Below are 26,430 nucleotides of genomic sequence, written 5' to 3'. Positions count from 1 at the left end.
CTCATCGTTGCCGAGCGCTGGCGGCTGTCCTTGCGGGGCGCGCTTATCGTTGCGTCGGGTCTGCAAGGATCCATCCCTTTTTTAGAAGCTCTTGCAGCAAAGGACGCAGCTATGAACACGGATCAGATCAAGGGCACGCTCAAGGATGCCGCAGGCAAGGTGCAGCAAAAGGCTGGCGAGTTGATCGACAGCCCCGAACAGCAGGCCAAGGGCATTGCGAAGCAGGTCGAAGGCACGGCTCAGAAAAAGCTGGGCGATGTGAAGGAAGCCCTGAAGGATGCGAAAAAGTAAGGCGCCCACGCTGCCTTGATGACGAACAAGCCCGCCACTCCCTGGCGGGCTTTTCTTTTCAGCGAGTTTTGACGGGCGCAAGCCCGAGCAAGGCGTTCCTTGCTTCCTTTGTCAGGCGGTCTGGGGCAGCTTGCGGCCGGGGTCCGAGGCCACGTGCACACGGTCACGGCCTGCCTGCTTGGCGGAGTAGAGCAGGGCGTCGGCGCGCGTCAGCGCATCGGTCAGGGCGGTGTTGGCGGCCACGGGGGCGATGCCGAAGCTGATGGTGATCCGCTGGCCGGCTGCCAGCACATAGCCGTCCGCGCTGAGCTGAGCGCGTATGCGCTCGGCCACGCGCTCGGCCTCCTCGGGCGTGGTGCGCATCAGCAGCAGCACGAATTCCTCGCCGCCAAAGCGTGAGACCAGATCGTCGCTGCGCACATGCTGCTGCAAGGTCCTGGCCACGGCCTGCAGAACGCGGTCGCCACAGTCATGGCCCCAGCTGTCGTTGATGCGCTTGAAGTGGTCTATGTCGCCGATCAGCACGGAAACCGGCGCCATGTGCGAATCGGCCAGGCGCAGCTCGGCGGCCTCCTGGAAGGCGCGACGGTTGAGCAGGTTGGTCAGCGAGTCGTGGTTGCGCTCCTGGCGCAGCGCGGTGAAGACATCGCGCACCGTGCAGGCCAGCAGCATCAGGGTGAACAGCAGAGCAAACGACAGCGTGCTGACCAGAGTCACCAGCCAGTAGGTGGAGCGAGCAATCTCATTGAGGTCGGTGCTGCCCAGGGCCAGCACCAGCAGCGGCCGGGCGGCGGTGTAGCCGGCAAACACCACGTAGGACCAGTAGAGCATTCTCTCCAGCCAATCCTGCGGTGGCCGGCGCCGCAGCATGGCGGGCGCCGGCAGCAACTGCAGCAGGCCCAGGCCTGTGTTGAGCCAATGCACGCGTACCCACAGATCGACCTGGATCCGGCTGTAGTAGTACAGCGCGGCCAGAACCACCGCACCTATGAGCAAACCCAGCACGGGATGGGCCGAGACCCCGTAACGCCCCGCCATGCAGCGCGCAAAGCACCAGGTGCCAAACAGGTACATGGCGCCTGTGTACACGGCCCAATGGTGGAGTTGTTCGCGGGGGGCAATGCTCTGCCATGCAAGCGCCAGGGAAACCAGGGCATAGCCGCCGGCGATCCACAGCAGATAGCGCTGGCGACGCTGCACCAGCCAGCACACGGCCAGCGTGCAACTGAGCAGCAAAATGCTCAGCGGCGCAATCAGTACATAGAGGCGATCGGTATCGAGTGACACATCCACAGCGTGTTATGCACTTGCAGGTGCGAAAGACGGCGGCTGGCAGCTTCCAAGCCCAGGCATTCAATGGCGCGGCAGCCGCAAGCGTCATTGCATTTTGCATCCGATGTCACCGGCGCTTGCCACTGCATATGCACTGTTCCGCGTTGTGCACAGCGGGTGATATCGGGTCTGCCCGCGCGCAGCCTCAAGTTCCCGGTATTTCTGACGAAAAAGCAAGTCATCTTTTCCGGATTGATGGGCCATGTCGATATGGCGGGGCTTTTCACCGGAAGACGGCCGGCGCTAGTGCGCGTGGCCTGTTGTTTCACCTTTCCTCTGTTCAGTTTTTCCGACGAGAGTTCTACGAATGAAATTTGATCAATGGAGCGTGTCCGCCAAGCTTTGGGGCACGCTGGGCGGCTTGTTGGCGATGATGCTTGCGGTATCGCTGTGGGCACAGTTTGCGGCGGCCCGCGCCATGGACCAGGGCATGCAGACGCTGTCCGAATATGAGAACCGCATCGGTCTGGCCATTCAATGGAAGGGCGCAACGGAAACCACGGGCGAGCGGGTGCTGGCCAGCAATGCCTCCACCGATGAGGAATTGACTCGCCTGCTCGACGGCCGGGTCAAGGAGGGCTCTGGCCTGATCACCAAGCTGCAGGCCGAGATCGTCAAGGGTGCCAGCGAGGCCGACAAGGCTGCGCTGGAGCGCATCGCCAGCATCCGTGCCGAGGTGCTGGCGCTGAACAAGCGGGCCCGCGAGATCAAGTTGACGGGCGATGCCGCGGCGTTCCGCGAGTTCGTCCAGCAACAGTACCTGGGTGCCATCGGCCGCTATGTGGACTCGCTGGAAGTCTTCGTGCAGCTGCAGCGCAGCCAGCGCGATGCGGCCATGGAGCAGGCCCAGGCCGCGCGCCAACAGGCCAGTGTGCTGGCCTGGATTGTCCAGGGCGTGGTGCTCCTGGCCGGACTGGCGCTGGCTTTCGTGCTGACGCGTGCCATCACGCGTCCGCTCGAGCGAGCCGTGCAACTGACCGATGCCATTGCGCAGGGCGACCTTACCGTGTCGGCCGAGGACAGCCGCAAGGACGAATTCGGTCATCTGCTGCGCTCGGTCTCGGGCATGGCGGCACGGCTGCGTGGCCTGGTGACGGAGGTGCGTGACAGCGTGCACTCGATCTCCACTGCATCCACCGAGATTGCCGCCGGGAATCACAACCTGTCTTCGCGCACCGAGCAGACGGCGTCGAACCTGGAGGAAACGGCCGCCAGCATGGAGCAACTGACCGCGACCGTGGGCCAGGCCGCCGACACCGCGCGCCAGGCCAATCACCTGGCCGGCAGCGCCGCCCAGGCGGCCGAGCGCGGGGGCGCCGTGGTGGGCCATGTGGTGGCCAGCATGGACCGCATCAGCGACAGCGCACGCCGCATCTCCGACATCATCGGCGTGATCGACTCCATTGCTTTCCAGACCAACATCCTCGCGCTCAATGCCGCCGTGGAAGCGGCCCGCGCGGGTGAGCAGGGCCGTGGCTTCGCTGTCGTGGCTGGCGAGGTGCGGGCCCTGGCCCATCGCAGCGCAGAGGCTGCCAAGGAGATCAAGGGGCTGATCAGCACCTCGGTCGATGCCGCGCAGGAAGGCTCTGCCCAGGTCGCCCAGGCCGGCCAGGTGATGGATGACATCGTGGGCAGCGTGCGCAAGGTCTCGGACATGATTGGCGAGATCACGGCGTCTTCCACCGAGCAGCGCGACGGCATTGGCCAGGTCAACCAGGCCGTCAGCCAGCTGGACCAGATGACGCAGCAAAACGCTGCCCTGGTGGAGGAGTCCGCAGCGGCAGCGGCCGCACTGAGCGACCAGGCGCAGCGCCTGTCGGGCATGGTGGCCGTGTTCAAGGTTGGCAACGCTGTGCCAGCCCTGCGATAGCGCGTGCAGAAAAAAAAGGACCGCCGTGGGCGGTCCTGTTGCAGAGAAAAGCCGTGGCCCTTGCGGGCCTGCCAGGGTAAGTCAGTGAGAGGGGAGGGAGGAGATAGTCTCCCTGGCTCGGCTGGAAAATGGTTCGTGGTGGTGGCGGATTGCTCCAGTGGCCGTTGGGGCCTTGCCGTTGCGTGACGGGATGCCCATGGCTTGCGGGTGCTGCAATGACGTGGGCATCATGATTTTGGAGAGTGCAGGTGTAGGACAGTTCCCTGTGCGATACCTGCTGTTTCCCTTGTTGTGATTGCTTGGGTACCGAAACATGCAGGCACCTCTCGGCTCACACATCGGCACTACATTGAAGAATTTGTAACTTCTGGGCAATAGGGTTAACCCCTTGCTTCTGGCAACAAAAAGCCCGCACTTGGCGGGCTCTGTCGCAGCTTCGTGGCTGCCGGAAGGCGTGGCAGGCCGCATCTCATATGGCGAAGGGAGTGCGGTCCCTGCCTTCAATCCAGCGGGGCTGCTTGCCGCGGCCGGTCCAGGTCGCACCGGTGGCGGGATCGCGGTACTTGGGAACGCCGACCACGCGGAAACCAGCGCCAGTCTTGGCTTTGGACGAGGGAAAGACATCGGCCTCGGTCAATCCGTATTGGTCGATGATGGTGCGCACCTGGGCAATGGCTCCGGACTTTTCGGTCTTGAGCACTTCGGCGATCTGGGCTTCGAGCTGGGCTTTCTGCTGCAGCAGTGTCTTGTAGTCTGTGGTCATGTATATCAATGAATGTTGATCTGCCAATATAAAGGAATCCGGGAGAGCTTTTGGCAAAGTGAGCCTACACTGCCGCGCAACACCCGGATGACGACAGGCGTATTGTCAGAGAGCCTGTTTGAGAACAGGTTCCCATGTTGCCTGAGTCTAGGCGAGTCTGACGCTGATTTTTGTGGCGTATGGAAACCGGGTCATCGCATCTGCCACCGCTGCGCAGGTGCTGGGAAACAGGGCCGTGTAGCAGGCGCCGGCCACTTTGATGATGCATCGCTTCATGTTTCTCTCCCCTTGAATGACAGGTCTGCCTGCTTATCGGCATCTTTGCATCAAGATGAAACATTTTGTATCCTGCTCCCTGCCGATCCTGGTCAGGGGCCTTCATGGATCCATGGCAGTCCAGGAAGGGCAAGAAAAGGCCGCATGGTGCACCCCAAAAATATGAGGGAGGGAAAAACACAGGGTGCGCGGCGCAAACGGCAGGACCCTGGTGCAAGGCCCTGGCGTTTGCGACAAAAAGATCCCGCCTGCAGGGCGGGAAATGTCTGTGTTACAAATTGACACTATAGCATGCATCCGTCCAGGAAGTGACGATAACTTGCAAAAACCTGACGACTCAGGCCCCGGTGGCGTTGCGAGCAAAGCGCTGCTTGCTCGAAGGGGGCAGCGGATCACCTGCAGCCAGGAAGCGTGCAATTGCAAGGGCAAGTACGCACTCTTTGAGCTCTGGCGGCCGGTGTGTCTCGGATAGGCTCGGTGGGCATCCACAGCCCTCGTTTTTGCCTTTACTACGCATCATGTTTCAAACACTTCGTGCCCGCCTGATCCTCATCTGCGTGGCAATCACAGTGGCCGCGCTGTTCGCGCTGTCCATGGCCACCTTCTGGACGGCGCGCGGCAGCACGCTGTCCGGCATCGACGAAAACATCGGCCAGCTCACGCAGGCCCATGCAGCCGCATTGACCGACTGGGTCCAGGACAAGCAGCGCATCACCGGCTCGCTGAAAACGGCGGTGCAACAGCCTGACCCGATTCCTTTCCTGCTGGCAGGCCAGCAGGCCGGCGGCTTCGATGACGCCTACTTCGTGCATGCGGACAAGCGTGCCGTGTTCACCCATCCCATGCCGGAGAACTACGACGGCACCCAGCGCGACTGGTTCAAGCAGGCCGTGCGGGAAGGCCGTCCGGGCGTCACGCCGGCCTACGTGGACGCCAGCACGGGTGAGCTGACGATCAGCTTTGTCGATCCGGTCGGGGCCTCGGGCGCGATCACGGCCGTCGTCGGCACCGATGTGCGGCTGGCGGCCATGTCCAGGAAAGTGGCGGCCATACGCCCCCAGGAAAAGAGCTTCGCCTTTCTGATGGACGGCGAAGGCCGTCTGCTGGCCTACGCCAGGCCCGAGCTGGCGCTCAAGCCCGCTTCGGCGATTGCACCGGAGCTCGATGCGGCCCTGATCAAGCGCCTGGCCGAGCAGGGCGGACGTGCCGACCTGGTGCTCGATGGAGAGCCGCAGATGGTCTATGCCGCCAAGGTGGAGGGCACGCCCTGGACGCTGGCCGTGGTGATCGACCGCGCACAGGCCACGCATTCCGTAAGCGCGCTGCTGCAGGTGGCCGCCTTCATCACCGCGCTTTCCGTGCTGGGTACGGCCGTACTGTTGACCGTGGTGCTGCGCCGGATGCTCATGCGCCTGGCCGTGGCGCGCGATGCCTTGCAGGACATTGCTTCCGGCGAGGGCGATCTGACCCGCCGCCTCACGGCGGCAGGCCGGGACGAACTGGCGCAGATCGGCCAGTCCTTCAATCAGTTCGTGGACAAGATCGCCACGGTGCTGCTGCGCATTCGCGAATCGTCGGAATCGGTGCGCATGGCGTCGGCCGAGATCGCGGGCGGCAACCAGGACCTGTCGTCACGCACCGAGCAGCAGGCCAGCTCGCTGGAGCAGACGGCAGCCGCCATGGAGCAGATCACGGCAACCGTGCAGCAAAACGCGGCCAATGCCCGCCAGGCCAGCGAGCTGGCCACCAGCGCCTCGCAGATCGCCACGCAGGGCGGTGAGGCCGTGGGCCAGGTGGTGCAGACCATGGGTGGCATCGAGGCGTCGGCACGCAAGATCGAAAGCATCATCGGCGTGATCGACTCCATCGCCTTCCAGACCAACATCCTCGCGCTCAATGCTGCCGTCGAAGCGGCCCGTGCCGGCGAGCAGGGCCGTGGCTTTGCGGTGGTGGCCAGCGAGGTGCGCACGCTGGCCCAGCGCAGCGCCACGGCGGCGCGGGAGATCAAGGCGCTGATCGACGATTCCGTGGGCCAGATCGACACGGGCAGCCGGCTGGTGCGCAATGCGGGCACCACCATCGACCAGGCCGTGGACGGCGTGCGCAAGCTCAGCACGCTGGTGGCCGAGATCAGCAACGCCAGCCAGGAGCAAAGCCGTGGCATTGCCGAGGTGGGTAGCGCCATTGGACAGATGGACCAGGTCACGCAGCAGAACGCCGCCCTGGTGGAAGAGGTCACGGCGGCTGCGCAATCGCTGCAGCAACAGGCCGTGCAGCTGGCCCAGGCCGTGGCGGGCTTCAAGCTCGACGAAGGAAACGGCGCCCGCCGCCTGCGCTGAGCGCGGGCAAAACGCCGAGGCGGCGCCTGGTGTCAGGCCGCCTTGGCGCCCCCGGAATGCTCGCAGGCAAAGGCCGGTGTACCGGCCTCGTCCGGCCGCTCGCCCGCCACGAAATACCGGTCCCGGCCGCTGGCCTTGGCCTGGTACAGCGCCGTGTCGGCCGTGCGCAGCAAGGCGCTCAAACCCAGCGGAGGCTGGGCCATGTTCGTGCAGGCGATGCCAATGCTCAGCGTGGGGCAGATGGTTGCGCCATCGCTTGTCTCGATGCGGATTTCGCGCGTGGCTTCGCACAGCCGCTGGGCCACGGTGCTGGCCGTGGCGCAGTCGGCGCCAGGCAGCAGCACGGCGAATTCCTCGCCGCCCAGGCGGCCTATGAGTTCATGCGGGCGCAGCGCCTGCGACAGGCGGGCCGAGACTTCCTGCAGCACCCGGTCGCCAGCGGCATGGCCGTGGCGGTCGTTGGTGTGCTTGAAGTGGTCCAGGTCCAGCATCAGCATGGCGCCCGACTGGTGCTCGCGCTGCAGGCGCTCCAGCGTGCGCTGAGCGCGCTCCAGAAAGCTGGTGCGTGCCAGCAGGCCGGTCAGCGCATCGTGGTTCACTGCATGGCGCAGTTTGCTGAGCATGTCCTTGAAGGCCATGAGCGTGCAGGCCACGGCCAGCGGGCCTATGGACAGCATGGCCAGGCCCAGGCGGAACGAGAACGTGGTCTCCAGTTCGGAACTGGGCGAGTTGAGCAGTACATCTGAAAATGTGGCCAGCTTGATGGCACAGCTGGCGAGGTTGAGCAGGGCGACCACGAACAGCCGGTAGCGCATGGCACACAGCAGCATGGCCGGCATGCTCAGGGACAGCGCGCCCGGCCCGCCCAGGTAGATGGCAATGGCCTCGGAGATCACCAGGGCCAACAGCGGCAGCAGGGCCTGCACGGTCTGCCTGAACGGCTGGCCACGCCAGGACAGCGGCTCCAGGCTTGCGGGAAAGCTCAACAGAACGGGCAGCAACAGGGTCATGTGCATCAGCTCGCTGCTGAACCACATGGCCATCATGGGCTGCCAGGGCCAATGCATCAACTGGTGCATGCCCACCGAGCCCAGCACGGCGCCGACCACGCTCACAAGCAGGCTGCACATCACCAGGTGCAGCACCGATGAGGGGGAGCGCATCTGCCGCACCCGCAGCGGCAGGCGCCGCATCATCACCCAGCCGCAGGCCACGGCTGCCAGATCGGCGAAAGTCAGCCACAGGGTCTGGTCAAGCGGGCTGCCCGACAACCATTCGGCCAACGCCATGGCCACGGCGGCCGCCGTCCAGCAATGCCTATGGCTGTAGGCGGGGCTGCGCAGCATCCAGCCCAGGAGCAGGGCGTTGGACAGCCACAGAGATGACAGATGCCCCGGAGAGCGCAGGCCCAGCGCCACGGCCGAGCACAGAAACAGCACCCCGCCCAGCACAAAGCTGTCCCGCCAGGGCGTTGCAGCTTGTGAAATCCACGGATCTCCAGATACGGCGCGATATGACATATGTCTCCCCTGTGGAGACTGAATGGAGGCACCGGACACTGCGCGCGTTCGTCGGGCATGCCGGGCATGCCCTTGTCATGGGGAACGAGCGGTCCGGCGGGCAGCGGGAAATCGGAAAACCCTCCTTTGGCGTGCTGCGGCAAGCCGCGTAACTGCGGGCAGGCCCTGCGTCGGAAACCGACGGATGCGGGGTAACTTGAGTTCACAAAATTTACGCCTGCGGGGCCAATCTAGCGGAAATGCATGTATTTGCAAGTACTGATCCATCATGCGTGCTGCGCCTTCCCAAGCGGTTTGCCGTGTTCCGTCGAGCCCGGCCAGTACGGCCGCAGGCAGGCAGCCCTGCCCGCGGGGCAGCGTCGCCAAAGGAAGGATGGGATGCATGCTAAGTATTTATGCGAGGTCCCAGCCGGGTGATATGCAGCGGCGGAGCATCGGGGTGTGTCGGGGGATTTGTAATTAGTTACTTTTGTTTCTGATAGCCATTACTCTTGCCTGGTGGTGCCCATGTGCCGTCGCTGCTGGGCGATGCGGGATGGGGATGCATTCCAGATGCGGCGGTTTCGGATGAAACGAGGATCTTGTTGATGAAAGCGACGATTTGCAGCGCATAGAATTGCCGGATTGGTGGATATCTCTGCCGAAATGTTGAACACGTCCGAGCCGCCGCCATAGGCTCTTGCCGTTGACGTCCAGGGAGCTGCATGGAATACCGTCTTGATGAAACCGACCGCCAACTGCTGCGCCTGCTGCAGACCAATGCGCGGGCTTCCACCGCGCATCTGGCCCGGCAGATGAATCTGGCGCGCACGACGGTGGTGGCCCGCATTGCCCGGCTGGAGCAGGAAGGCGTGATCGCCGGATACGGCGTTCGCCTGGGTGCGCGCGTGGAGCAGTCTGCGGTGCGCGCGTACTGCGGCATTCGCGTGCAGCCCAAGACGGCCACTTCAGTAATGCAGGCACTCAACCGTTTCACCGAGGTCGAGGAGGTCTCCGCCGTCAGCGGCCAGTACGACTACATGGTGTTCGTGCGCTGCGAGAGCAACGAAAAGCTCGACGCGCTGCTGGACCGCATAGGCCTGATCGACGGCATACAGCAGACCTATACCTCGGTGGTGCTCAGCCGCAAGATCGACCGGCGCATGACGGCGGCGCTGAGCCAGCTGGCTGAATCTGCCGCCTGAGTCTTCTGCCCGTGCCGGCCGATGGAGAGCCGGGTGGCTGTCCGCATCGACTGTCGGGCATCAGACATTTCCTAGTGAAACTGCCGGGTAGGCAGTGCCTTGCCTCGCTCCTATGCTGATGCGGGCCCCGTGGCAGACCGGGGCCTTTGTGTACGCATAACACCAGGAGACAAAGCATGCACCCAGCGCTTCGCAGTGGATGGAAACCCTTGTCATTGATAGCCCTGGCCGCATTGGCGGCCTGCGGCGGTTCGGGAGACGGCTCCGGCAGCAAGTACAGCGCAGAGATCCGCCGCACGGAGATGGGCATTCCGCACATCAAGGCCAAGGACTGGACGGGCCTGGGCTACGGTGCGGGCTATGCCCAGGCGCAGGACAACCTGTGCACCATGGCCGACTCCTTCCTGACCTACCGCGGGGAGCGTTCGCGCCACTTCGGCGGCGATGCCCAGGCCGTCTATGACAGCACCATCGACCGGCCGCGCAACATCGATTCGGACTTCTTCTTCCGCCATGTCGTCTCCGATGACGCCGTGGCCGCCATGATCCAGGCCCAGCCCGACAAGCTCAAGCAACTGGTCGATGGCTTCGTGGCAGGCTACAACCGCGTGGTGCGCGAGACCCCGGCCGGTGCCAAGACCAATGCGGCCTGCGCGGGCCAGCCTTGGGTGCAGGCCATCACGGCCCAGGACATCTGGCGGCGCATGTATACGGCCAATCTTGCCGGCGGCTACAGCAATTTCGTGGCCCAGATCGCCAATGCCGTGCCGCCTGCAGCGGCTGCGGCGGCAACGGCCTCGGCCAAGCCGGCGAAGGTCCGGTCGGCCGCGACGCAGCTGGCCGCGCTCAAGCCGGGCCAGGTGGTGGCGCCATCGTTGCAGGTGGGCGGCACCACGGGCATAGGCAGCAACATGTACGGCTTCGGCCAGCAGGCCACGGGCGGCAGCAGCGTGCTGTTCGGCAATCCGCACTGGTACTGGAAGGGGCCGGACCGCTTCTACCAATCGCAGCTCACGATTCCGGGCGAGATCGACGTCAGTGGCGCCAGCTTCCTGGGTATCCCGATGGTGCTGATCGGCTTCAACAACGACGTGGCCTGGAGCCACACCGTGTCCACGGCGCGGCGCTTCGGCCTGTTCATGTACCAGCTGGCCCCCAATGATCCGACCCGCTATGTGCGCGACGGCAAGACCGAGGCCATGCAGGCCAGCAGGATCACGGTGAGCGTGCGCAATGCCTCCGGCGGGCAGGACCAGGTCACGCGCACGCTGTACAAGACCGTTCACGGCCCGGTGGTCAACCTCGGCGCCATGGACCCGGCGCTGGGCTGGACCACGCAGAGCGTGTTCGCCATCCGCGACATCAACGCCTACAACTACCGCACTTTCCGCAACTGGCTGCGCTGGAACCAGGCCAAGTCGCTGGACGAGTTCATCCGCATCCAGAAGGAGGAGTCGGCCATTCCCTGGGTCAACACCGTCGCTGCGGGACGCGGCAACGCCCAGGTCTGGTATGCCGACATAGGCGCCGTGCCCAACGTGCCGCCCGCGCAGCTGCAGGCCTGCGCCACGCCGGCCTCGGCAGCCATCAACGCGGCGCTGCCCCAGGTGCCGGTGCTGGCCGGCGGCAGCAGCCAGTGCGACTGGGGCTCGGATGCGGATTCGGTGCAGGCCGGCGCCATCGGCCCGGCACGCATGCCCAGCCTGCTGCGTGGCGACTACGTGGGCAACATGAACGACAGCTACTGGCTGTCCAATGCCTCGGCACCGCTGACCGGCTATCCGGCCATCTTCGGCTCCACCTCTTCTGCCCAGAGCCTGCGCACGCGCCTGGGCCACACCATGGCGCTGCAGCGGCTGGCGGGCACGGACGGCTATCCGGGCAAGATGGCCACCAGCGACATCGTTCGCCAGATGGTGCTGGACAGCCGTGTGTACAGCGCGCGTTTCAAGGACGAGGCATTGGCCCAGGTCTGTCCAGGCCCCGTGTCCTCGGCGGGTGAAACGGTGGACGTATCGGCTGCCTGCACGGCGCTGCAGGCCTGGGACGGCACGGGCACGGCGGCATCCAGGGGCTCCCATGTCTGGGACGAGTTCTGGAAGCGCGTGGCCAGCCAGATCAAATCGGCCGACCTGTATGCTGCGCCCTTCGATGCGGCCGACCCCGTCAACACGCCGCGCGGCATCAAGCCCACGGCCAAGGCGGCGCTGCAAAAGGCGTTCGCCGAAGCAGTGAAGGCCGTGCAGGCCAGCGGCTTTGCCATGGATGCGGCGCGTGGCACCGTGCTGTTCTCGCAGCGTGGCGGAGAGAAGACGGCGCTGTATGGCGGATGCGGCGAGGTGGGCTACTTCACCATCACCTGCTCGGAAAACAAGATAGAGCAGGGCGGCTACAGCATGGACGGGCAGCCGCACGGCAACAGCTACATGCAGGTGGTGAGCTTCCCGGCGGCCGGAGTGGAGGCCCATACCTTCCTGACCTTCTCGCTGTCCGACGATCCTGCCTCGGCCCACTATGCGGACTACACCAAGGCCTACGGTGCGCGCCAGTGGCTCAAGCTGCCGTTCACCGACAGCGCCATCCAGGCCAGCCCGGCCTACAAGACGCAGACCGTGAGCGAGTGACATCCGCTGTCCGGCGTGATGCAGTGCCCGCCTGAAGGGGCTGCATCCGGCATGCAATGCAAACGGGGGCCCAGGCCCCCGTTTCGCTTGACTGGTTGCCTGGCTCAATCCACCACGACGCGGGCCTGGCCCGCTTCCATGCGGCCCACGATGGCTGCATCGCCAAAGCCCTGTTCGGCAAACAGCGCAAGCACCTGGTCCGCCACATCGGGCGTGCACGATACGAGCAGGCCGCCCGAGGTCTGCGGATCGGTCAGCAGCGCGCGCTGGGCATCGGTGATGCCGGCGCCCAGCACCACCTGCGTGCCATATGAGGCCCAGTTGCGGCCCGAGGCGCCCGTAATGACGCCCTGCTCGGCAAAGCCCTGCACCGTGGGAAGCACGGGCAGGCTGCGGCTGTCGATGCGCGCCGTCAGGCCCGCGCCGCGTGCCAGTTCCAGGCCGTGGCCCAGCAGGCCGAAGCCCGTCACATCGGTCAGCGCGTGCACGCCGTCCATCTTGCCCAGCGCCGTGCCGGGGCGGTTGAGCAAGGTGGTTGCCTCCACCATGGCGCGGTAGCCGGCTTCGTCCAGTAGGTTCTTCTTGAGCGCGGCCGACAGAATGCCTACGCCCAGCGGCTTGCCCAGGATCAGCACATCGCCGGCCTTGGCGTCGGCGTTGCGTTTCATCTGGCGCGGGTTGACGATGCCGATGCCCACCAGGCCGTAGATGGGCTCGACCGAGTCGATGGAGTGGCCGCCGGCCAGCGGAATGCCGGCATCGCGGCAGACCGACTCGCCGCCTTCCAGGATCTTGGCAATGGTGTCGTGCGGCAGCACATTGATGGGCATGCCCACGATGGCCAGGGCCATCAGCGGCTGGCCGCCCATGGCGTAGATGTCGGACAGCGCATTCGTTGCGGCGATGCGGCCGAAGTCATACGGATCGTCCACGATGGGCATGAAGAAATCCGTGGTCGCCACGATGGCCTGCTCGTCGTTGATGCGGTAGACGGCGGCGTCGTCAGCGGTCTCCGTGCCCACCAGCAGGTCCGGGAAGAACTGCTTGGGCAGCGCGCTCTTGCCGATCAGCTCCGCCAGCAGGCCCGGCGCGATCTTGCAGCCGCAGCCGCCGCCATGGGACAGCGAGGTGAGTCGGGGAGCTTGGGAGGTGTCTGTGGTCATGGAGCAATCCGGCGAACGGGGGCGATCGCAGTAGTGGAAAAGAGTGCCTGCCGCCAGCGCGGCGGCGCGGCGGCGCGGCGGCGCGGCATATTATGGGCGGGCACGGCGTGCGGCCATGGTACAAGCGGGCATGTCCAAGTCTTTCGCTCATGACCGCGCATCCGTGGACTGCGATCCCGAGACGGTGGTCGGCGTGGAGCAGCGCGGCTTCAACGCCTGGCCAGCCCAGCGCACCGTGCTCTGCGGGGACTGGCTGCTGCGCGCCGCGCAGGGCCATACCAAGCGGGCCAACTCGGCCAATGCCCATCAGCCCGGCGCCCGCCTTGGCGCCTTGTTGGCGCAGATCGAAGCCTTCTACCAACGCCAGGGCCTGCCGCCCGTCTTCCGCCTCTCGCCCCTGGCCAGCCCCGAGGCCGATGCCCAGCTGGCGCAGGCCGGCTACCTGCTGGCCGATCCTTCGCTCGTGATGCGCGCAGCCTTGGCGGACATGGCGCAGCCGGCGGACGAAAAAGGCTGGACCCTCGCCATGGATGCCCGGCCCGGTGCGGCCTGGCTGCAAGGCTTTGCCGAGGCCGGCGCCGTGCCGCCCCGTCACAGGCAGGCGCATCACCACATGCTGCAGTCCATTGCCTGGCCCGCCGCCTTTGCCACGCTGCGCGTCGGGGGCGAGGTGGCCGGGTTCGGTCTGGCCGTGCTGGAGCGCGGCTGCGTGGGCCTGTATGACATCGTCATCGCACCTGCAATGCGCGGGCGGGGGCTGGGCCGTGCGCTGGTGTGCGGCCTGCTGCACTGGGGACGGACGCAGGGGGCGCAATGGGCCGAGCTGCAGGTGCGGGCTCCCAACCGGGTGGCGCGCGGGCTGTATGAAAGCCTGGGCTTTCATCCGCTCTACGCCTATCACTACCGCCTGCCTGCCGCGGCGCCTTGATGTGCCGCAGCGACTAAGAAAGGATGATGACCCAGCGCGACACTCCGGGTGCTCCGAGGCGGGCGATATGTGAAAAAATGCTTCGATGCGCCGTCGTGGTGCAATGCATGGATTTCCCGTTCAAGGAGCCTTGGTTGGCTGTTCGCATAAATCGCTCACAGCGCTCGCAGCGCTCACTTCTCCCATCCCGCAGGTGGTGCATGGGTGGCAGGATCAAGGGCCTGCCGCCAGCCTGGGCCTGGGTGGCCGTGTGCCTGCTGGCGCTGCAAACGGGTTGGGTAGGGCTGGTGGGGCAGGCGCATGCCGAACCATCGGCCGACGAGCATGAGCTGGGCGTGACACGCACAGTCTTAGGCATCCTGGGCTACACGCGCTGGCCCACGGAAAGCGCGGTGCTGCGGCTGTGCGTGGTCGGCTCCACCGAATACGCCGATGATCTGCTCAATGGTGCCCCGCAGACCGTGGGCAGCCAGCGGCTGGAAGTCCGGCGCGTCGTGCTTTCCGATGCGCGCATCCTGGCCGAATGCGAAGGCATCTATGCCGGCCAGCTCGATGAAGCGGCCTGGCGCAAGCTCATGGAGCAACTGGCCGGACGGCCGCTGCTGACCATCAGCGAGCGGGGCGAGCTGTGCCGCATCGGCGCCATGTTCTGCCTGCGCCGCCGTGGCGAGGGCGCGGGCTTCGAGGTCAGCCTCGACTCCGTGGCACGCAGCGGCCTGCGCGTCAATCCCAAGGTGCTGCAGCTTGCGCGCCACAGGACGTTGCCATGAAGTTGTTCCTGTCCGGCAGCGCCTCCCTGCGCAACGTGATCCGCCGCGCGCACATGCGCATGGCGGCGGTGGCCATTGCGCTGGCGGGCGCGCTGCTGCTCATCGTCGGCGTGGCCACCCTGCGTCTTTACCTGTCCAACAACCTGCATCTGGTGGCACGTTCGCTGGCCTATACGGTCGAGGCATCGCTGGTCTTCGGTGACCGTGACGAGGCTGCCCGCGTGCTGGACCAATTGCTGCGCGGCGAAGGCGTGGCCCATGCCGAGGTTTTCGATGCCGAGCAGCGCCCGTTCGTGCAGTGGTCGGGCCATGGCGGCTCGGCGCTGTCCAGCGTGGGTGAACTGCTGGCCATAGGCATAGGCCTGCCGCGCGCCGAGGCCGATGTGCGCCAGGATGGCCGCCTGGTCGGGAGCGTGCAGCTGTCCAGCGATGGCGTGGGCCTGGTCCGCTTTCTGGGCGCAGGCTTCATCGTGCTGGTGCTGTGCGTCGGCGTGAGCGGCTATGTGGGGCTGCGCCAATCGCGCCGCATGCTGCGCGACATTGCCGAACCGCTGCAGCAGTTGGCGCGCGTGGCGCACGCCGTGCGCCATGACCGGTCCATGGACCAGCGCGTGCCGCTGGCGCGCATTGCCGAACTGCGCGAGTTGGGAGACAACTTCAATGCCCTGCTGGCCGAGCTGCAGACACGCCACGAGCGGCTGCAGCAGCAAAATTCGGCCCTGGAGCGCCAGGCTTCGCGAGACAGCCTCACGGGGCTGGCCAACCGCCTGCATTTCGAGCAGCGCCTGCAGCAGGCGCTGGACAATGCGGCCGAAACCGGGCAGAAGCTGGCCGTGCTGTTTCTGGACAACGACCGCTTCAAGCAGGTCAACGACGCGTACGGCCATGCTGTGGGCGATGTGCTGCTCAAGGCCGTAGGCGCAAGACTGCGCTCGCAGGTGCGCGAGAGCGATCTGGTCGCGCGGCTGGGTGGCGATGAGTTCGCCATCCTGCTCTATCCCGTGGGCGGAGGCGGCGATGCGCAGATGGTGCGGGACAAGATAGAGGCCGCCATGCATGAGCCTTTGGTGGTCAGCGAAGGCGTGGTGCTGCAGCCTTCGGTCAGTGCGGGCGTGGCCCTTTTTCCCAAGCATGGCCAGAGCATGGAGACGCTGATGCGCCATGCCGACCAGGCCATGTACCAGGCCAAGGCCATGCGCCAGGCCGAACGAGTCACAGGAGGATGACATGTTGAAACGACGGAGCTGGACCCGGATGTGCGGTGCAGGTGCGGCCGCTGTGCTGGCCCTTGCGCTGGCGGGCTGCAAGGCGGCGCCCGAGGCGCCGCCTACGCCGCAGGGCCTGACCGAGCAGCAGCAGCAAGTGCTGCGCAGCCAGGGCTTTGCACAGGCGGAGCAGGGCTGGGAGCTGCAGATGTCGGGCAAGCTGCTGTTCGGCTTTGACTCGGCCGAAGTCGGCGCCCAGGCGCGCACCAAGGTGCTGGAACTGGGGCGGGCGCTCAAGGGCGTGGGCATAGAGCGGCTGCGCGTGGAAGGCCATACGGACGATCGCGGCAGCGATGCCTACAACATGCGCCTGTCGCTGCGCCGCGCAGAGGCCGTGGCCGATGTGCTGGCCGAAGCCGGCCTGGCGCGCCAGGATATCGAGGTCAAGGGCCTGGGCCGCGCCATGCCCGTGGTGCCCAGCGATGCGGCGGAGAACCGCCGCGTGGCCATCGTCGTGCCCTTGCAATAGCCGTAACCTGGCTGGAATCAGAGTCGGGGGATTGGCGGAAAGCAGCAGGAGTCGAACCTACCCAGGAGCGGCTGACGCCCCTGACCGGGTTTGAAGCCCGGGCGCACCACCGGGTGCGTATGCTTTCCTTCTGGATTGAAGCTCCCCCTGAGCGGCTTACGCCGCTTCCCCCCGTTGCACGGCGCCTCTCTACCCGCTTCGCGGGGGAGGGGGACGACACCCTTGCTGCGGGGCGGCCCTTGCTCGGTGTCTCTCGCCCTGGGCCGCGCCGGTTGCTGGCGCCGTGGCGAAGCAAAGCTGGCCATTGTAGCGGCCCCTTGCCTCAAATTCTTGCTGTGGCGCCAGTGGTCCACTGCACATCGGGGCGCAGCAGGTGGGCGTCGCGCAGGCGGCGGGTGTAGCCGATGCGGTCGAAGAATTCGAGGATCTGGATGGCGCGCTTGCGGCCCAGGCCTGTGGCATCGCGAAAGGCGTGGGCCTGGATTTCGCCGTTGGGGGTGGCGGCGGCCAGTTCGCGCACCAGGGCGGCGAGTTCGTCCGTGCGGGCGGCGGAGTAGAACAGGTCCTTGGTCACCTGAAACAGCAGTCCCTGGCGCGCGAGTTTGCGCAGCAGCTGGCGCACGGTTTCCTCGCCGATGGCGTTGTCGCGTGCCAGGTCGCGCACCCAGGGCGGGTCGTAGCGGCCGGCTTCGATGGCCGGCAGCAGTTTCTGGGCGATCTGTGTTTCGCTGTCCGACAGCTGCACGCTGTGGCCGGGCAGGTGCAGCCAGGCGCCGCTGGAGGCCAGGCTGCCATCCTGCAGCAGCGTTTGCAGCAGGCCTTTCCACAGCGCGTCATGTCCTGCATGGACCAGGCCGGACAGTGCCATGCGGCGCAGGCGTGCCGCGTTCACGCCGGGCTCGTCGGGGTTTTTTTCGTGAAAGCGCGCCATGCTGTCCAGCACCTGGCCGCGCAGCTGCGTCCAGCGTGCGTCACCCAGCAACAGCGTGTCGCCCTCGGCCAGTGGAAGTCGGTGCAGCCGGTGCCCGACGTTGTCCGTGGCCATGGATGCGCGGCCCGTCAGGCGCATGAGCTGCGACGTGGCAATGCCGTGCGCCGCGCCTTGCACCAGCGCGCTGGCGTCCCCGGTGGCAATCAGCGATTCCAGCGCCTGCAGATAGGCCGTGCGCTCGGGGCTGCGGCGCTTGCGTGCGGGAGCAAAGGGGTCGATGACGCTGCCGCCCGCAATCGTGCGGCTGGCCTGGGCATTGCGCACGATGAGCCGGTCGCCGGGTTGGGCATGTACGTGCATGTCCAGCACCAGTTGGACGATGGCCTGTTCGCCCGGGCCCAGCGGCTGGTCCTGCAGCAGGGCCACGTGGGCCGTGCAGCGCGCGGTGCCGATGTGCACATGCACAGGCGTCCATTGGGCCAGTGATGGCGCATCGGCCAGCAGTTGCAGGCGCACGTCGATCCGGTCGCTGGCCTGCAGCAGCCGTGCGTCGGCGATCCAGTCGCCGCGCGTGATGGCTTCCTTGGCAATGCCCGACAGGTTGAGCGCGCAGCGCTGTCCGGCCAGGCCCTGTTCGCTGGCCTGGTTCTGGGCATGCAGGCTGCGCACGCGCACCTCGGTGCCCGAGGCCGAGTGCACCAGCGTGTCGCCGACTTTCACCTGCCCGCCGAACACGGTGCCTGTGACCACGGTGCCCTGGCCCGGCAGCGTGAAGCTGCGGTCCACGGCCAGGCGGAACAGTCCGTCGCTGGCCCGCGCGGGAATGGACTGGGCACGCGCCATGAGGTGCTCGCGCAGCTGCGCCACGCCCGCGTCACCGGGCTGGGCGGCGGCGGTGGGAAAGACCGGGGCGCCGGCCAGCGCCGTGGGCGCCAGCAGGGACTCGATCTCGGCACGCACCTGCTGCAGGCGCTCGGGCGTGGCGCGGTCGGCCTTGGTCAGGGCCACGGTGGCTTCGCGCACGCCCAGCAGCTGCAGGATGTCCAGGTGCTCGCGCGTCTGCGGCATGACGCCGTCGTCGGCCGCCACCACCAGCAGGGCGTGGTCTATGCCCACGGCGCCTGCGGCCATGGTGTGCACGAATTTTTCGTGGCCGGGCACGTCGATGATGCCCAGTACCTCGCCATTGGGCAGCGGCGTGTAGGCATAGCCCAGCTCGATGGAGATGCCGCGCGCCTTCTCTTCCTTGAGGCGGTCGGTGTCCACGCCCGTGAGCGCGCGCACCAGGGTGGTCTTGCCGTGGTCGATGTGGCCGGCGGTGCCAATGATCATGCGTTCGTCCTCAGGCGATGTGCAGCAGCGGCAGCTGTTCGGTGAAGGCCGGCTCGTCAGCTGCCTCCAGGCAGCGCAGGTCCAGCCACAGCGCGTCGTCATGCAGCCGGCCGATGACGGGGCGGGGCAGGCCGCGCAGGCCCGCTTCAAGCCGGGTGAGCTGGCGGCCGGCCTGGCGACCGTCGGCCGGATGCAGTCGCAGGCCCCAGCTGGGCAGGTTCTCCACGGGCAGGGCGCCGCTGCCGATCTGACTGTTCATCTCGGCGGTTTCCACCACATAGCGGCTGCCCAGCGCCTGCTGCACCAGCGGCTGCAGCGCCTGCGCGCGGGCCTGCATGTCGGCCTGGGGGCGCGTGAACAGGCGCAGCGTGGTCAGGCGCTCGGCCAGCTTTTCTGGGTGCAGGTACAGGCGCAGCGTGGGCTCCAGCGCGGCCAGGGTGAGCTTGCTCACGCGCAGCGCGCGCTTGAGCGGGTGTTTCTTGATGCGGGCGATCAGGTCCTTGCGGCCCACGATCAGGCCGGCCTGCGGACCGCCCAGCAGCTTGTCGCCACTGAAGGTGACGATGTCGGCGCCCGACTCGATAGTCTCGCGCACCGTGACCTCGTAGGGCAGGCCCCATTCGCGCAGATCGACCAGGGTGCCGCTGCCCAGGTCCACCACCATCTGCAGGCCGTGCGCGTGGGCAATGGATGCCACCTCGGCGTCGCTCACGGCCTTGGTGAAGCCGGTGATGGCGTAGTTGCTGCAATGCACCTTCATGAGCAGGCCGGTGTGTTCGCCGACAGCGCCTTCGTAGTCGCGCGCATGGGTACGGTTGGTGGTGCCCACCTCGACCAGGGTGGCGCCCGCGCGCGTCATCACGTCGGGGATGCGGAAGGCTCCGCCGATCTCCACCAGCTCGCCGCGCGAGACGATGACCTCGCGCCCGGCCGCCAGCGTGGCCAGGGTCAGCAGCACGGCGGCGGCGTTGTTGTTGACCACGGTGCAGGCCTCGGCGCCCGTGAGTTCGCAGACCAGGGATTCGATCAGGTCGTCGCGGTCGCCACGGCCGCCGTCCTCCAGGTCGTACTCCAGGTTGGCCGGCGCCGTCATGGCGGCCACCACGGCGTCCACGGCCTCCTGCGGCAGCAGGGCGCGGCCCAGGTTGGTGTGCAGCACCGTGCCCGTGAGGTTGAAGACCGTGCGCAGACGGGGTGCAAAGCGCCGCGCCAGGCGAAGGCCGGCCGCCTGGATTACCTCAGTGATGCCGGGCGCGCCTGCATCGGGCTCGCCGGACCGCAGCCGCTCCTGCGCATCGGCCCGCATCTGTGCCAGTGTCTCGCGCACGGCCTGGGTGCAGGCATCGAGGCCGTGGCGCTCGCGCAGCGCGAGCATGTCGGCGCTCAGCAGCACCTTGTCCACGGCAGGCAGGCGCAGCGCGGACGGGGTGGAGGAAGCGGCAGAGGTGGCGGCGGTATCGGTCATGGTGTGCGAAAGGGTCAGGCAGCAGGCATGGCGGGGTCGATCAGCGCGTCGCCGGCCTCGTCCTGCTCCTCGGCAAAGGCCACGTAGAGCAGGGGATTGGCGCTGGCGCGCTGAAAGCGCGTCTCCTCGCCCATCAGCAGGTCCAGCATCAGCGAGGCCAGGTCGTCGGCCAGGGGCTCGGCCATCGGGTCCTTTTCCTGGTTGACCACCTTGCGGTAGCTGCCGCATTCCTCGCAGGTCTCGGCCAGCACGGTATCGCCGGCGCCATCGATGCCCTGGTACTCGACGCCCTTGGTCGACTCGCAGTGGGAGCACTTGACGCGCACCATGTGCCACTCCGTGCAGCAGGTGCCGCAGTGCAGGTAGCGATGGCCTGCGGCCTTGCCGCCAATGCGCAACACGCTGGCCACGGGCTCGCTGGCGCAGACGGGACAGATCGAGGCGGGATCGGTATAAGGCACGTCGCGTGCGTTCAGGCCGCTGGCGCGCGTGGCAAACACCACCTGCAGCGCAGCCATCACAAAGGGCGCCATGCCCACGTGGCGGGCCGCCACTTCCTTTTGCAGCAGCCGCTGCGCGATCTCGTCACGCCCGGCTGTGTCCAGCGCGCGCAGCTCCTGCAGCAGCGGCTGCAGCGGCGCTGGCAGGCCGTCGGCGCCCGACAGGGCATCGAGCATGCGGTCCAGCACGCCATGCCAGGCGGCATCGATATGGTCGGCGGCAGGCAGCAGCGGCATGGAATGCTCCTGCGCCCGCGCGATCAGCGCCGCATCGGGCTCGGCCAGCATCAGCTGCCCGGCCGCCTTGCCCTGCGCGTCCACGATCTGCGCCACGAACCGCAGGTAGTCGGCAATCGGATTGCCCTCGGCCAGCTGCCGCAGCCGCGCCGCCCGCTCGACGAACAGCCCCGGCAACTGCGGCAGCAGCACGCGCGGAAAACTGGTGTGGTCCAGCGACTCGATATCGCCGGGTTGAAGAATGCGTTGCATTGGAATGAATCCCAAAAAAACAGCCGCCCGGATCGCTGGGCGGCTGGGTGCTCAGGCTGATGCCTAGTATGACGCCATGTCTGTGAAAACTGGCGCGGCCCAAGGCGAGGGGCACCGAGGAAGGGCCGTCCCGCACCGAGGGTGCCGTCCCCCTCCCTCGCGCAGCGAGTAGAGAGGGGGAGGCGGCGTAAGCCGCTCAGGGGGTGTCAGTCATTATCACCGGTCATCTTGCGATACCACCCCCGGTGGTGCTGCTTGGCCCAGGCCCGTGTCACCGTGCCGTACAGCATGGCGCGGATGGTGCCCCGGGTCCAGATGGCCGCGTACACGTGCATGATGATCAGGCCGATCATCCACACGCCCGCGATGGCGTGCACCACCGAGGCGGCGCGCACCACGTTGACGGGCAGCGTCCACCAGGCGCGCCACATGAGCGCGCCGGTCACGGTGATCGCCAGCATGCCGATGACCAGGCCCCAGAACAGCAGCTTCTGGCCGCCGTTGTACTTGCCCTGCTCGGGCATGTCGTGGTCGTCGCCGTCGATCATCTTGTTGACGTTCTTGAGCCACTCGATGTCGCGCGGCTCCACCACGTTCAGGCGCCAGAAGCGCAGCGCCATGATGATGAAGAACAGCGCCATCACCACCCCGATGTAGGGGTGCAGGATGCGTGTCCACGGCCCGCCGCCGAACAGCTGCGTGAGCGGGAAGAAGGCCGGGTGGAAGAACGCCAGGCCCGACAGCGCCAGCAGGATGAAGCAGATGCCGACCACCCAGTGGTTGGCACGCTCCGATGCGTTGTAGCGCACCAGGTCACGTGGGTTGCGTTTCATCGGCGGGCCTCCTTTTCAGCGGCTTCCTGGTCCTTGCGGTCCATTTCGTCTTCCAGTTCCTTGGACACGTCGTTCGGGCCCTTGGTGATGTAGTGGAACAGGCTGCCGACGGCAGCTGCGCCCAGCGCGGCCATGGCCAGCGGCTTGGCCACGCCCTTCCACAGGGACACCATGGGGCTGATCTTCGGGTCGTCGGGCAGGCCCTTGTACAGCGAAGGCTTGTCCGCGTGATGCAGCACGTACATCACATGGGTGCCGCCCACGCCCTGCGGGTCATACAGGCCCGCCTCGGCATAGCCGCGCCGCTTGAGGTCGCCGATGCGGTGCTCGGCCTGGTCCTTCATCGCCTCCTTGGTGCCGAACATGATGGCGCCGGTGGGGCAGGTCTTGACACAGGCAGGCTCCCGGCCGACGGCCACGCGGTCCGAGCACAGCGTGCACTTGTAGGCCTTGTGGTCCTTCTTGGAGATGCGCGGAATGTTGAACGGGCAGCCCGTGACGCAGTAGCCGCAGCCCACGCACTGGTCCTGCTGGAAGTCCACGATGCCGTTGCTGTACTGCACGATGGCGCCCGGCGAGGGGCAGGCCTTCAGGCAGCCCGGGTCCTCGCAGTGCATGCAGCCGTCCTTGCGGATCAGCCACTCCAGGTTGCCGGTCGCTTCGTTCTCGTACTCGGTAAAGCGCATGACGGTCCACGACTGATCGGTCAGATCGGTCGGGTTGTCATAGACGCCGGCCGCGCAGGTGCCGATTTCGTCGCGCAGGTCGTTCCACTCCATGCAGGCGGTCTGGCAGGCCTTGCACCCGATGCACTTGGAGACATCGATGAGCTTGGCCACCTCGCCGCTGTGCGTTTCGCGCGCACTGGGAGCAGGCGTCGTCGTGGCCGAGCGACGCTTGATATCGAGAGACATGGTTGATGACATCAGCTGCTCCTTAAACCTTTTCCACCTTCACGAGGAAGGTCTTGGATTCCGGGGTAAGGCTGTTGCCATCGCCCACCGATGCCGTCAGGTTGTTGGCCATGTAGCCCTTGCGGCCCGTCGACGAGAAGCCCCAGTGAATGGGCACGCCCACGTGGTGGATGGTCTTGCCATCGATCTTCATGGGCTTGATGCGCTTGGTCACCACTGCGGCGGCCTTGACGAAGCCGCGCTTGGAGCTGACCTTCACATGCTGGCCCGTCTCGATGCCCAGTTCCTTGGCCAGCGCCTCGCCGATTTCCACGAACTGCTCGGGCTGAACGATGTTGTTCAACTGAACGTGCTTGGTCCAATAGTGGAAGTGCTCGGTCAGGCGGTACGTCGTGCCCACATGCGGGAACTCGCTGGGCGAGCCTGCCGAATCCTTGGCGGAGTCGAAGATGCGGGCGGCCGGGTTGATGACAGCCAGCTTGTTGTCGGGATACATGGGGTTGTATCCCAGCGGGTTGTCGAAGGCCTCGTAGTGGGTGGGGAACGGTCCCTCGTTCATGCCCTTGCGGGCGAAGAAGCGCGCCACGCCCTCGGGGTTCATGATGAACGGATCGGTGGTCTCCGGCGGCATGGTCGGACCCATGTCGGGCACGTCGGCGCCGCCCCAGGCCTTGCCGTTCCAGCGGATCAGCGTGCGCTGGGGATTGAACGGCTGGCCGTTGCGGTCGCACGAGGCACGGTTGTAGAGCACGCGGCGGTTGGCCGGCCAGGCCCAGGCCCAGTTCAGCGTATTGCCTATGCCCGTAGGGTCGCTGTTGTCGCGTCGGGCCATCTGGTTGCCGGACGAGGTCCAGCAGCCAGCCCAGATCCAGCAGCCGCCCATCGTCGTGCCGTCGTCGCGCATCTCGCCGAAGCCGGCGAGCTGCTCGCCTGCCTTGCGGATGAGCTTGGTCGGGTCCTTGGGGTCGAACAGGTCCACCAGCGCGCGGCCGTTGTACTCCTTGGCGATCTCTTCCGAAGTCGGATGATCGGCATGGGCATACGGCCACCACAGCTTGGTGATCGGCTCGGGGAACTTGCCGCCGTCCTTCTCGTAGGCCTGCTTCAGGCGCAGGTGCAGGGCCGACATGATGGCGATGTCGGTCTTGGCTTCGCCCGGGGGCTCGGCCGCCTTCCAGTGCCACTGCAGCACGCGCGAGGAACTGACGACGGCGCCGTCTTCCTCGGCAAAGCAGGTCGTGGGCAGGCGGAACACCTCGGTCTGGATGGATGCCGAATCCACGTCGTTGAACTCGCCGTGGTTCTTCCAGAACTCCGACGTTTCGGTGACCAGCGGGTCCATGATCACCAGGAACTTCAGCTTCTTGAGGCCTTCGCGCACATTGTTGCTGTTCGCAAGAGCCGCCAGCGGGTTGAAGCCCTGGGCGATGTAGCCGTTGATCTTGCCCTGCGCCATCATGTCGAACACCTGCAGCATGTCGTACTGCTTGTCCAGCTTGGGCAGGTAGTTGAAGGCCCAGTTGTTCTCGGCCGTGGCCGCCGGTCCCCACCAGGCCTTCATCAGGCTCACGTGGAACTTGGGCGTGTTCGACCAGTAGTTCATCTGGCCCGGGCGCATGGCCTTGGGCGTGCGCGCGTCGATGTACTTCTGGTAGTCCTGCTCGCCTTCGTTGGGCAGCGTCAGATAGCCTGGCAGCGAAGCCGACAGAATCCCCAGGTCCGTCAGGCCCTGGATGTTGGAGTGTCCGCGCAGCGCATTCATGCCGCCGCCGGCCACGCCGATGTTGCCCAGCAGAAGCTGCACCATGGCGCCCGTGCGCAGGATCTGCGCACCCGTGGTGTGCTGTGTCCAGCCCAGTGCGTACAGGATGGTTGCGGCGCGGCCCGGCACTGCCGTCGAGGCCAGCTTCTCGCACACATGCAGGAATTTTTCCTTGGGCGTGCCGCAGGCGCTCTCCACCTTCTCGGGCGTATAGCTGGCGTAGTGGCGCTTGAGCCATTGGTACACGCAGCGCGGATGCTGCAGGCTGGCGTCCACCTTCACGTAGCCGTCGGCGTCGAGTTCATAGTCCCAGCTGGACTTGTCGTACTTGCGGGTCTGCGGGTCGTAGCCCGAGAAGATGCCCTCGTCGAACGCAAACTCCTCCTTCACGATGTACGAGAAGTCGGTGTAGTTCCTCACGTACTCGTGATGGATCTTGTCGTTCGTCAGCAGATAGTTGATCACGCCACCCAGGAACACGATGTCCGAGCCCGACCGGATGGGGGCGTAGAAATCGGCCACGGAGGCGGAGCGGTTGAAGCGCGGATCGACCACCATGAAGTGCGCACCGTTGTGCTCCTTCGCTTCGGTCACCCACTTGAAACCGCAGGGATGTGCTTCAGCGGCATTGCCGCCCATGATCAGGATAACGTCCGCGTTCTTGATGTCGACCCAATGGTTCGTCATCGCTCCACGGCCAAACGTCGGGGCAAGACCTGCCACCGTCGGGCCGTGTCAGACACGTGCTTGGTTATCGAGTGCGAGCAGGCCCCAGGAACGGGCCACCTTGTGTGTGACGTAGCCGGCTTCGTTGCTGGAGGCCGAGGCGGCCAGCATGCCGGTGGTCAGCCAGCGGTTCACCGTCTGGCCCTTGTCGTTTTGCTCGACGAAGTTCGCGTCGCGGTCGTCCTTGAGCAGCTTGGTGATGCGGGTCAGCGCCTCATCCCAGGACATGCGCTTCCACTCGGTGGAGCCGGGCGCGCGGTACTCGGGATACTTCAGGCGGTGCGGGCTGTGGACGAAGTCCAGCAGCGATGCGCCCTTGGGGCACAGCGTTCCGCGGTTGACGGGGTGGTCGGGATCTCCCTCGACGTGGATCACCGACAGCTTGGCGTTCTTGACGCCATCGCTCAGCGAATACATCAGGATGCCGCAGCCTACCGAACAGTAGGTGCAGGTCTGGCGGGTGACCGTGGTGGCGGCCAGCTTGAACTGGCGCACTTCAGCCAGGGCGGCCGTGGGCGAGAAGCCCATCAACGCCAGGCTGGATCCGGCCAGAGTCGAACCAGTCACTTTCATGAACTGGCGTCTGGAGAATTGGACCATGTGGGGTACCTTCTAATAGAAATTGACGCTTGTAAGCAAATTCTACGAGTGCACCCCGAAAACAATCCGGGAAATAACCCTTAA

The 26,430-nt window shown here is 66.1% G+C and carries 19 protein-coding genes and 1 tRNA gene; 9 read left to right on the top strand and 11 right to left on the bottom strand.

From position 1 onward, the window contains the following. The first annotated feature begins 111 nt into the window (after positions 1–111). Positions 112–291 carry a CsbD family protein gene (locus ACF8ME_RS13945; protein ID WP_016446836.1) on the top strand — a complete coding sequence of 60 codons (180 nt, stop codon included), beginning with the start codon at positions 112–114 and terminating at the stop codon, positions 289–291. 111 nt (positions 292–402) lie between these two features. Here the strand turns inward: ACF8ME_RS13945 and ACF8ME_RS13940 are convergent, their stop codons facing one another. Then, the gene (locus tag ACF8ME_RS13940) at positions 403–1,578 is read right to left on the bottom strand and encodes a diguanylate cyclase (protein WP_392416971.1); all 1,176 of its coding nucleotides are present in this window, start codon (positions 1,576–1,578) and stop codon (positions 403–405) included. Between the two features lie 352 nt (positions 1,579–1,930). Here ACF8ME_RS13940 and ACF8ME_RS13935 point away from each other — a divergent pair, with 352 nt between their 5' ends. Continuing rightward, a complete protein-coding gene (locus ACF8ME_RS13935; RefSeq protein WP_043790553.1) occupies positions 1,931–3,493 on the top strand; it encodes a methyl-accepting chemotaxis protein in 1,563 nt (520 codons plus the stop codon). Between the two features lie 469 nt (positions 3,494–3,962). Here ACF8ME_RS13935 and ACF8ME_RS13930 read toward each other — a convergent pair whose 3' ends face one another. Next, a complete protein-coding gene (locus ACF8ME_RS13930) occupies positions 3,963–4,256 on the bottom strand; it encodes an H-NS family nucleoid-associated regulatory protein (RefSeq protein WP_392416968.1) in 294 nt (97 codons plus the stop codon). A gap of 794 nt (positions 4,257–5,050) precedes the next feature. On the opposite strand from ACF8ME_RS13930, the gene ACF8ME_RS13925 reads away from it, so the two are divergent. Next, positions 5,051–6,871 carry a methyl-accepting chemotaxis protein gene (locus ACF8ME_RS13925; protein ID WP_016454855.1) on the top strand — a complete coding sequence of 607 codons (1,821 nt, stop codon included), beginning with the start codon at positions 5,051–5,053 and terminating at the stop codon, positions 6,869–6,871. A 32-nt stretch (positions 6,872–6,903) separates the two neighbouring features. Here ACF8ME_RS13925 and ACF8ME_RS13920 read toward each other — a convergent pair whose 3' ends face one another. Beyond that, positions 6,904–8,391 carry a diguanylate cyclase gene (locus ACF8ME_RS13920; RefSeq protein ID WP_392416966.1) on the bottom strand — a complete coding sequence of 496 codons (1,488 nt, stop codon included), beginning with the start codon at positions 8,389–8,391 and terminating at the stop codon, positions 6,904–6,906. Between the two features lie 704 nt (positions 8,392–9,095). On the opposite strand from ACF8ME_RS13920, the gene ACF8ME_RS13915 reads away from it, so the two are divergent. Together ACF8ME_RS13915 and ACF8ME_RS13910 are read left to right on the top strand one after the other, a co-directional pair. Continuing rightward, positions 9,096–9,575, top strand: coding sequence for an Lrp/AsnC family transcriptional regulator (locus tag ACF8ME_RS13915; RefSeq protein ID WP_016446843.1), 480 nt, complete (start codon positions 9,096–9,098; stop codon positions 9,573–9,575). A gap of 176 nt (positions 9,576–9,751) precedes the next feature. After that, positions 9,752–12,199, top strand: a complete 2,448-nt coding sequence (locus ACF8ME_RS13910; protein WP_392416964.1) for a penicillin acylase family protein — start codon at positions 9,752–9,754, stop codon at positions 12,197–12,199. Between the two features lie 104 nt (positions 12,200–12,303). Here ACF8ME_RS13910 and selD read toward each other — a convergent pair whose 3' ends face one another. Beyond that, positions 12,304–13,362: a selenide, water dikinase SelD gene (gene selD / locus ACF8ME_RS13905; protein ID WP_016446845.1), complete on the bottom strand. Its 1,059-nt coding sequence runs from the start codon at positions 13,360–13,362 to the stop codon at positions 12,304–12,306. Between the two features lie 115 nt (positions 13,363–13,477). Here selD and ACF8ME_RS13900 point away from each other — a divergent pair, with 115 nt between their 5' ends. The 4 genes from ACF8ME_RS13900 to ACF8ME_RS13885 all read left to right on the top strand — a co-directional run bounded on the left by ACF8ME_RS13900 (position 13,478) and on the right by ACF8ME_RS13885 (position 16,794). Then, on the top strand, positions 13,478–14,290 hold the full coding sequence (locus ACF8ME_RS13900) for an N-acetyltransferase (protein WP_047218171.1): 813 nt from the start codon (positions 13,478–13,480) through the stop codon (positions 14,288–14,290). A 200-nt stretch (positions 14,291–14,490) separates the two neighbouring features. Further along, complete coding sequence (locus tag ACF8ME_RS13895; RefSeq protein WP_016446847.1) at positions 14,491–15,060, top strand: YfiR family protein; 570 nt, start codon at positions 14,491–14,493, stop codon at positions 15,058–15,060. After that, positions 15,057–16,286 (top strand): diguanylate cyclase domain-containing protein, encoded by a 1,230-nt coding sequence (locus ACF8ME_RS13890; RefSeq protein ID WP_016446848.1) that lies wholly within the window; start codon positions 15,057–15,059, stop codon positions 16,284–16,286. The genes ACF8ME_RS13895 and ACF8ME_RS13890 overlap by 4 nt, the downstream gene beginning before the upstream one ends. Before the next feature lies 1 nt (position 16,287). Continuing rightward, positions 16,288–16,794: an OmpA family protein gene (locus ACF8ME_RS13885; protein ID WP_016446849.1), complete on the top strand. Its 507-nt coding sequence runs from the start codon at positions 16,288–16,290 to the stop codon at positions 16,792–16,794. A 32-nt stretch (positions 16,795–16,826) separates the two neighbouring features. Here ACF8ME_RS13885 and ACF8ME_RS13880 read toward each other — a convergent pair. The 7 genes from ACF8ME_RS13880 to fdnG form a co-directional block, all read right to left on the bottom strand. Continuing rightward, positions 16,827–16,922 (bottom strand) — tRNA-Sec (locus ACF8ME_RS13880). Between the two features lie 194 nt (positions 16,923–17,116). Further along, positions 17,117–19,057, bottom strand: a complete 1,941-nt coding sequence (gene selB / locus ACF8ME_RS13875) for a selenocysteine-specific translation elongation factor (RefSeq protein WP_392416962.1) — start codon at positions 19,055–19,057, stop codon at positions 17,117–17,119. A 10-nt stretch (positions 19,058–19,067) separates the two neighbouring features. Continuing rightward, entirely contained in the window at positions 19,068–20,522 is a 1,455-nt protein-coding gene (gene selA, locus ACF8ME_RS13870) for an L-seryl-tRNA(Sec) selenium transferase (protein ID WP_047218169.1), read from the bottom strand. A gap of 14 nt (positions 20,523–20,536) precedes the next feature. Continuing rightward, positions 20,537–21,511, bottom strand: coding sequence for a formate dehydrogenase accessory protein FdhE (gene fdhE / locus ACF8ME_RS13865; protein ID WP_392416960.1), 975 nt, complete (start codon positions 21,509–21,511; stop codon positions 20,537–20,539). A gap of 206 nt (positions 21,512–21,717) precedes the next feature. Next, positions 21,718–22,344 (bottom strand): formate dehydrogenase subunit gamma, encoded by a 627-nt coding sequence (locus tag ACF8ME_RS13860; RefSeq protein ID WP_012205324.1) that lies wholly within the window; start codon positions 22,342–22,344, stop codon positions 21,718–21,720. Further along, positions 22,341–23,270, bottom strand: coding sequence for a formate dehydrogenase subunit beta (fdxH, locus tag ACF8ME_RS13855; protein ID WP_012205325.1), 930 nt, complete (start codon positions 23,268–23,270; stop codon positions 22,341–22,343). The genes ACF8ME_RS13860 and fdxH overlap by 4 nt, the downstream gene beginning before the upstream one ends. 10 nt (positions 23,271–23,280) lie before the next feature. Then, a complete protein-coding gene (gene fdnG, locus ACF8ME_RS13850) occupies positions 23,281–26,346 on the bottom strand; it encodes a formate dehydrogenase-N subunit alpha (protein ID WP_080650104.1) in 3,066 nt (1,021 codons plus the stop codon). Positions 26,347–26,430: the final 84 nt, after the last annotated feature.

The organism is Delftia sp. WSY_7, from assembly GCF_043104845.1.
In the GTDB taxonomy this organism is placed as follows: domain Bacteria; phylum Pseudomonadota; class Gammaproteobacteria; order Burkholderiales; family Burkholderiaceae_C; genus Comamonas; species Comamonas tsuruhatensis.
The sequence above is the reverse complement of the archived record's forward strand: the minus strand, read 5'-3'. Positions and strand labels throughout refer to the sequence as shown.

Excerpts from the sequence above, each read along its gene's own strand:
- ACF8ME_RS13945 (WP_016446836.1), top strand. The coding sequence starts at position 112 with ATGAACACGGATCAGATCAAGGGCACGCTCAAGGATGCCGCAGGCAAG.
- ACF8ME_RS13935 (WP_043790553.1), top strand. The coding sequence starts at position 1,931 with ATGAAATTTGATCAATGGAGCGTGTCCGCCAAGCTTTGGGGCACGCTG.
- ACF8ME_RS13930 (WP_392416968.1), bottom strand. The coding sequence starts at position 4,256 with ATGACCACAGACTACAAGACACTGCTGCAGCAGAAAGCCCAGCTCGAA.
- ACF8ME_RS13925 (WP_016454855.1), top strand. The coding sequence starts at position 5,051 with ATGTTTCAAACACTTCGTGCCCGCCTGATCCTCATCTGCGTGGCAATC.
- ACF8ME_RS13920 (WP_392416966.1), bottom strand. The coding sequence starts at position 8,391 with ATGTCATATCGCGCCGTATCTGGAGATCCGTGGATTTCACAAGCTGCA.
- ACF8ME_RS13915 (WP_016446843.1), top strand. The coding sequence starts at position 9,096 with ATGGAATACCGTCTTGATGAAACCGACCGCCAACTGCTGCGCCTGCTG.
- ACF8ME_RS13910 (WP_392416964.1), top strand. The coding sequence starts at position 9,752 with ATGCACCCAGCGCTTCGCAGTGGATGGAAACCCTTGTCATTGATAGCC.
- selD (WP_016446845.1), bottom strand. The coding sequence starts at position 13,362 with ATGACCACAGACACCTCCCAAGCTCCCCGACTCACCTCGCTGTCCCAT.
- ACF8ME_RS13900 (WP_047218171.1), top strand. The coding sequence starts at position 13,478 with ATGGTACAAGCGGGCATGTCCAAGTCTTTCGCTCATGACCGCGCATCC.
- ACF8ME_RS13895 (WP_016446847.1), top strand. The coding sequence starts at position 14,491 with ATGGGTGGCAGGATCAAGGGCCTGCCGCCAGCCTGGGCCTGGGTGGCC.
- ACF8ME_RS13890 (WP_016446848.1), top strand. The coding sequence starts at position 15,057 with ATGAAGTTGTTCCTGTCCGGCAGCGCCTCCCTGCGCAACGTGATCCGC.
- ACF8ME_RS13885 (WP_016446849.1), top strand. The coding sequence starts at position 16,288 with ATGTTGAAACGACGGAGCTGGACCCGGATGTGCGGTGCAGGTGCGGCC.
- selB (WP_392416962.1), bottom strand. The coding sequence starts at position 19,057 with ATGATCATTGGCACCGCCGGCCACATCGACCACGGCAAGACCACCCTG.
- selA (WP_047218169.1), bottom strand. The coding sequence starts at position 20,522 with ATGACCGATACCGCCGCCACCTCTGCCGCTTCCTCCACCCCGTCCGCG.
- fdhE (WP_392416960.1), bottom strand. The coding sequence starts at position 21,511 with ATGCAACGCATTCTTCAACCCGGCGATATCGAGTCGCTGGACCACACC.
- ACF8ME_RS13860 (WP_012205324.1), bottom strand. The coding sequence starts at position 22,344 with ATGAAACGCAACCCACGTGACCTGGTGCGCTACAACGCATCGGAGCGT.
- fdxH (WP_012205325.1), bottom strand. The coding sequence starts at position 23,270 with ATGTCATCAACCATGTCTCTCGATATCAAGCGTCGCTCGGCCACGACG.